This is a genomic window from Bacillus sp. AFS041924 (assembly GCF_002577195.1).
In the GTDB taxonomy this organism is placed as follows: Bacteria; Bacillota; Bacilli; order Bacillales; family Bacillaceae_G; genus Gottfriedia.
This window is the reverse complement of sequence record NZ_NULG01000109.1, coordinates 1-6,322: the sequence shown is the minus strand read 5'-3', so window position 1 is coordinate 6,322 and position 6,322 is coordinate 1. Positions and strand designations below refer to the sequence as shown.

The window sequence follows — 6,322 nt, the reverse complement described above, 5'->3', positions numbered from 1 at the left end:
CACTCCCTCCTACTCGATTTTGATCTGTATTATTCTTAAATAGGAAGTTTTCCTCCTAATATATGAACAATAACCCCGTTTCTACTTTTTAGTGGTATTGTGGTAATTTTAATATTGCTAGCATGCCTCCCCATTTATCGTTCCGCAAGTCATGGCAGCACTTTCAAGTCATAAAACGATTTTGTAATTTTTTTTTGCGATTAATACAGGCTTTATTTCAATAAAGAAGTATGGCTTTTTTTAAAGATTTAGTAGTAAAGTTTAAAAAGGACTCTTGGAATATAAATAGAATCAATATAGTAAGAGAAGGGAGACGAAATAATACCACCTGCTGTAGGACTAGTTTTTCACGGTAATAAAACAGCAAAATCAGCGATCCATACTTATATATTCAAAGAAGGATATACATATCAGGGTTTATTTGAGATTGTAATAAAATATTTGATTTCAAAACTTGACAGTTAATTTTGACAAGACTAGAGTAAAAAAATGTAAAAGGAGAATAGAATGAAACCATTAATTTCTGCTTTATATATTTTGTTTGGTCTATTAATTGTAACATTAACTCACTTTACTAATTTTTCTGGTCCTGAATATCTCACAAATATTGGTTGGATTCTTGTTGTAGTTGGGATCTTTTATCCATTTTACAGTCGAGTAGTTCATTATTTTAAAGTTGAATTTGAAGACGAGAAAAAAAGTATTTAATTTAGAAAAAAGGTTGCTTCGGTAGCCTTTTTTTATATTGTGAATGATAAAATTAGAGTGAATCTAAAAGCATTGTTTGAGGGTGGGGTATTGATGAATATTAGAGAAGTTAAACTTGACGATACAGAAAAAATTATCCAATTAATGAAAGAAGTCGAAAATCAGTCTGAATTTATGCTTTATGGCCCAGGTGAAAGAAACATCACAATTGAGGGACAACGTAAACAGTTAGAGTTTATAGGGAAATCATCCCATTCAACTATTCTTGTTGCAGAGGAGACTTCTGGGAACTTAGTTGGTTATTTGTTTGCGATCGGTAATAGTGCAATGAGAAAAAAACATTCAGTTTATCTTGTAATTGGTATTTTAAAAGAATATACAGGCAAAGGAATTGGTACCGAGTTATTTTATCGTTTAGAAGATTGGGCGACAACTCAAAATATCCAAAGATTAGAGTTGACTGTTGTGATGGAAAACAAAGCAGGGATCGCTTTATATAAAAAGATGGGGTTTGAGATTGAAGGGACGAAAAGAAACTCAATTATTATAGATGGAACTAGCTTTGATGAATACGATATGGCTAAATTATATAAGGGTGACTAAAAAAAGTTTGTTTGTTTTGAATGTACGTGTACAGTTGAAAAAACAAAAACATCAAAATCTTCTAACTATTGAAGATAAGATAGACTTTAAAAAGGATGTTGATTTTTTATGGATAGATATAAAAAACTATTACAAAAATGGGAGCATATTATTAATAAAATAAAACGAAACAATGGTAAAGTACACCATTTAATGAAAGAAGAAAAAGCAACTATTGAAGAAGTAAAGCAAAAGGAAAGTGAGTTAGGCTATAAATTACCACCATCCTATAAATCTATCGTTCTAAACTTCTCAAAGTCTCTCTCTTTTTATTATTCTTTTTCAGATGATACAATGATTCCGAAAGAATTTTCAGAAATTTTTTCAGGAGAAATTAATTGGGATATTTCTATTCTACAGAACTTAGATAGTTTAGCAGATGATTTAATTGATGATGGAGAGGAGTATGGTAAAAATCTAAGAGGAAAACTTGAATTTACACAAGCTGGAAATGGGGACATTTATGCCTTTGATATGAAAGCTGAGGGTGAAGAGAAACCTGTTATTTATTGGGATCATGAAGAAGATACAGTTACATATATTGCAGATTCGTTTATAGATTATTTAGAAAAAATCACTGAACTCAATTGTGTAGGTAGCGAAAAATGGCAAATAGAATACTTTTTAAGTAGTAGCGGTATAGAAGTGTCGAGTTTGGAAGCACAAAGATGGAAACAGTGGTTTGATTCATTTTCTGAAACAACTCTAGAAGATGTAAAAAACGATATGGATAAGCTAATCGAATATACAATATATAGAAAAAAACTAGATACTGAGTCTATAAAATCATTTTTAAATTTTAATAAAGAAGAGTTGTTTAAAAAGCTACTTAAATATTTAAATAATACCGAAGCATTTACCGATAAAAAGATGATTTGCGTAATGATTGGTGAGGTTATTGGAACTTATGCGATGAAGTGGGTTGAAAATTTATGGGAGTTGAATAACGAACAGCAATTCGATCCGAGGTTGCGTTCTTATCTTAGTATGAAATGTCTTACTCCACATAACGGATTAAACTTAGTAACTGATTATTTGGAAGAGGAATCGAATGGAAAAATAGATGGTAATAAAGCACTTGCTCATTTATCATTAAACAATACTCGTCAAGTTATTGATTGGATGGAACGTCATGTAAGATTTCCAGTTACTTTTGGTTGGTGTGAATTATTTATCGAATCAAATCCTTCATGGGAGGATATAAGTAGATGGTCAGAGTTAGAAGAGCGGCATCAAGTCACTATAATCCATGCTTTAGAAGACTTATTAATGAAAAAAATGCGTGACTCTACCTTAAAAATCGAATTTACTTTGCCTTCAAAAGAAGAGTTTGTGAACTTATTAAATAAAATAAAAGTGAAGCAAGTTCTTAGAACTAGGATTCAAATACTAGATTTTTTAATTGAAAATTTAGATCAATTTTATTCTCAGGAATTATAAATTAAGTAAATGTGTTGTTAATAAAAGAGCTGCTTCGGCACTCTTTTGAAAATAAAAAAAAATAGAGGAATCTCCTCTATTAATCATAGAACTCATAGTCCTCCAAGTGCTTTAATCGTGGCTGGACCAACAATTCCATCTACTGTTAAATGCCGAGCTTTTTGAAATTTGCGCACGGCTTGGTCTGTATTCGTACCAAAAATTCCATCTATCCCCTTTGTACTATAGCCAAGAGAAGTGAGCTTCTGTTGAAGTTTTTTAACTGTTGTTCCACGATCACCCTTTTTTAATATAGTTCCACTTGGGAGAACAGCATTAGAACCGCCGCTACTACTTGTTACCTTATATCCATTTGCTTTTGCAATTGAATCAAAGGATTTACTTGATGTAGTAATGACAACAGGTGTGCTCAATTTTACTCTAGAAAAAAGCCATTCTACTTCATTATCATACATTCTGACGCAGCCAGAGCTGACGTATTTTCCTATCGAACTTGGGTTATTGTTACCGTGGATAGCATATGTTGTTCCCCAAGTCCCGCGTGCATTTATTCCTAGCCAGCGGTTTCCAAGAGGATTTCGAGGATCGCCACCACGAATGTGACCTTTATAGTAAGGTCTATTAACAATTTTATTAACAATTTTAAACTTACCTTCTGGCGTTAGGGATGGACTTCTCCCGGTGGCCACCTTAAATACTTTGTAGAGTTTACCATTTTCATAGTAAGCTAGTTGATTTGACGCTTTGTTAATAATAATGAATTGACTGGTAGCTGCCTGAGTAGGTTTTATACCAATACCGACTATCATAAGACAGGTTAAAATTAAAACGGTAATCCATTTTCTAAACAATAGGTTCCCTCCCGAATTATATTTTCAAAAACTTAATCAGTTAATCCTATGATTGAAGAACTTGTCCACGTGACATTTTTTTCAAATATGCTTCAAATACTTAAAAAAAATGATAATTGTAACATGTTTTTTGTAGTTCTTTTGACCTGTTAAGTAAATTGGGAATGAAAAATATAATTGTGAATGATGTTAAATAATGGGAATTAATACATTTATTCGCCAATTATCAATAATGTTCCTCTTTCTATTTTGTGGACTTTTATCCTTCACTTTTTAAAATTGAAGTAAATCTAGGTAACTTTCATAAATCATTCAAGTGTGAGTAATAAAAATTAGTGGAAAAGAGAAGTTTGCAAAATTATTCTCTACTCATCCACCTTTAAGACAAAGAATTGAACGTTTAAAATCATTATAAAAAATAAAGGCTTTCTACATTTGAAGATGTAAATAGCCTTTATTTTTTACAAATTGGATTAAGGGGCATGAAGAAGGATTTTACTTGATTTTAGGGAATATAGTACATAAAAAGACGAGGTGTACTTTATATTGGATAAGGAAAAAATTGAAAAATTAAAAACAGCGGGGATTATCTTAGCTACTTTTGCCATTACTTTCGGGATTATCGTATCTATTGCTATTATTAATTTTCATCACGCTAAAGCACACCCTGTTGTAATCAAAATCCCTAAGTCAAAAAGTGATATAACCTTAGTAGAAAAAAATGAAGAAGTCAATGTTGTTACATACCTAAAAACTGATGTTTGTGAAGTTCTCGAACTTGCTAATAGAAAGAACAAAGGATACTATCAAATAGGTTGTAATTCTGGGAAATACGGATTTACTGAGAAGGAAATTATAGACATGAAATCTCACCCTAAATTAAAAGTCGGAGATACGGTTTATCTAACTGTTTATGAAGATGGTAAATTAATGGTACGAATAGATAGTGAGTAACGATTGTTCTACTTTGAAATTTTTTTAAAGTAAGAAGAAAGGAACTTCAAATAGGAGTATATTTAAAAAGCTAATATTACTAATCTAGTTGTTTATATTATTGGCGTGATATTTATCCATTAAATCAATAAGTTATACGATTTATTCTGAATTTACTCAATAAAAGAAGGGTTTTCTTAAAAAAGTAAGGAATGTTATTTATCTGATTATGAGTAAAGGAGAATTAATCAATATGAAATTAATTGACCCTACTTTACATAAAGATTGGGTAATCCGCATTCAAAAAAGTGGTACGAACAAATTGGAGAATTATATGGTGGATATAGTTATCCATGGAATTCAATGATAAAAGATCCTAATGGCGAGTTGATTTTTAATAAAGAAGTATTTCAAATGATCGATAACCAAATTGTATTAGATGTAGGGTGTGGACATGGCGAATTTACTAGTCAATGCGGTGAAAAAGCTAAACAAATTGTAGGTTTTGATCTTACAAATGATTTCATTAAAAATGGAAATAAACATAAAAAACAGAATGTATCTTTTGTCGTGGGCAGTACAAAAGACGGACTGCCATTCGAAACAGGACAATTTGACTGTGCATTTAATAGGAAAGGACCTACATCAGCATATCCAGAACTTAAAAGAGTAGTAAAAAAAGGCGGAAAAATACTTGAACTTCATCCTGGGGATGACGTAGGATTTGAATTGCCTAGATTATTTCCAAGACTTTTTGAACCAAATTCAACTGAGAATCCGATTTTACACATGATAAAAAAAAGACTTGAAATAAGTAAGTTTGAAATTGTAGAAATTCAAGTAGTAAATAGTACGGAATTCTTACATACTCCACTTGATGTATTAAAACTGAGATGTTTCGGTCAAAAATTATCCATTTTACAAGATTTAGTAGAAGTAAATCTATCTTATATTAGTCAAGTATTTGAACAACATGCTACGAACGAGGGTTTGCCGATTACTTTTTCTCGATACATTGTTAGAGTTACGGTCTAAATGGAGGGTGTGGAAACATCCTTTTTTTATTGGAATTTTAAAGAATAAAAATTAATATCAAAAAATATTTCATGTATTTTAATGTAAAAAATTACCATTTATTTTTTGGGTCGAACATAATAAACAAATATTACAGTAAGTACATAGTATTATATTGGTATGAAAAATGGACAAGACTTTTTTGCGATAATGTTATTCTACTAGAAATGGTGATAATTTGGGAAAAGACGATAAAGAAAAATCTTGTAGTTGTAAAAAATGTAAATGTAAAGACTGTAAAAAATGCAAATGTAAAGATTGCAAATGTAAAAAATGTAAGGACTGTAAATGTTGTGAAAAATGTTGCAGGGGTCCAAGAGGCAAAAGAGGTAAAACTGGTCCTCGAGGTCCGACTGGCGTAACGGGTCCGACAGGTGAAAGAGGAGCAACAGGAGCAACGGGATTAACAGGGGCAACCGGAACAACAGGAGAAACTGGCCTGACAGGAGCAACAGGAACAACTGGGGTAACCGGAGTGACAGGAGAAACTGGCCCTAGCGGAGCAACAGGGGCAACAGGTGAAAGAGGAGCAACCGGAACGACTGGAGCAACGGGGCTAACGGGAGCAACGGGATTAGCAGGAGCAACCGGAACAACAGGAGAAACAGGCCCGATAGGAATAACAGGGGCAACCGGAATAACAGGGGCAACCGCAGCAACAGGAATAACAGGAA

The 6,322-nt window shown here is 32.2% G+C and carries 7 protein-coding genes; 6 read left to right on the top strand and 1 reads right to left on the bottom strand.

Going from position 1 to position 6,322, the window contains the following annotated elements; genetic code table 11:
- Positions 1-507: 507 nt before the first annotated feature.
- From COC46_RS18420 to COC46_RS18410, 3 genes are all read left to right on the top strand, one after another.
- Complete coding sequence (locus COC46_RS18420) at positions 508-708, top strand: hypothetical protein (protein ID WP_098811375.1); 201 nt, start codon at positions 508-510, stop codon at positions 706-708.
- A gap of 93 nt (positions 709-801) precedes the next feature.
- Entirely contained in the window at positions 802-1,311 is a 510-nt protein-coding gene (locus COC46_RS18415) for a GNAT family N-acetyltransferase (RefSeq protein WP_098811374.1), read from the top strand.
- A 108-nt stretch (positions 1,312-1,419) separates the two neighbouring features.
- A complete protein-coding gene (locus COC46_RS18410) occupies positions 1,420-2,790 on the top strand; it encodes an SMI1/KNR4 family protein (RefSeq protein ID WP_098811373.1) in 1,371 nt (456 codons plus the stop codon).
- 92 nt (positions 2,791-2,882) lie between these two features.
- Here COC46_RS18410 and COC46_RS18405 read toward each other — a convergent pair whose 3' ends face one another.
- The gene (locus COC46_RS18405) at positions 2,883-3,599 is read right to left on the bottom strand and encodes a L,D-transpeptidase family protein (protein ID WP_098811376.1); all 717 of its coding nucleotides are present in this window, start codon (positions 3,597-3,599) and stop codon (positions 2,883-2,885) included.
- A 588-nt stretch (positions 3,600-4,187) separates the two neighbouring features.
- On the opposite strand from COC46_RS18405, the gene COC46_RS18400 reads away from it, so the two are divergent.
- The 3 genes from COC46_RS18400 to COC46_RS18390 form a co-directional block, all read left to right on the top strand.
- The gene (locus COC46_RS18400; RefSeq protein ID WP_098811372.1) at positions 4,188-4,595 is read left to right on the top strand and encodes a hypothetical protein; all 408 of its coding nucleotides are present in this window, start codon (positions 4,188-4,190) and stop codon (positions 4,593-4,595) included.
- A gap of 393 nt (positions 4,596-4,988) precedes the next feature.
- Entirely contained in the window at positions 4,989-5,609 is a 621-nt protein-coding gene (locus tag COC46_RS18395) for a class I SAM-dependent methyltransferase (protein ID WP_255294967.1), read from the top strand.
- A 217-nt stretch (positions 5,610-5,826) separates the two neighbouring features.
- On the top strand, positions 5,827-6,322 hold a 496-nt coding region (locus tag COC46_RS18390), incomplete at its 3' end, for a hypothetical protein (protein WP_176545216.1).

Excerpts from the sequence above, each read along its gene's own strand:
- COC46_RS18420 (WP_098811375.1), top strand. The coding sequence starts at position 508 with ATGAAACCATTAATTTCTGCTTTATATATTTTGTTTGGTCTATTAATT.
- COC46_RS18410 (WP_098811373.1), top strand. The coding sequence starts at position 1,420 with ATGGATAGATATAAAAAACTATTACAAAAATGGGAGCATATTATTAAT.
- COC46_RS18395 (WP_255294967.1), top strand. The coding sequence starts at position 4,989 with ATGATCGATAACCAAATTGTATTAGATGTAGGGTGTGGACATGGCGAA.
- COC46_RS18405 (WP_098811376.1), bottom strand. The coding sequence starts at position 3,599 with ATGATAGTCGGTATTGGTATAAAACCTACTCAGGCAGCTACCAGTCAA.
- COC46_RS18415 (WP_098811374.1), top strand. The coding sequence starts at position 802 with ATGAATATTAGAGAAGTTAAACTTGACGATACAGAAAAAATTATCCAA.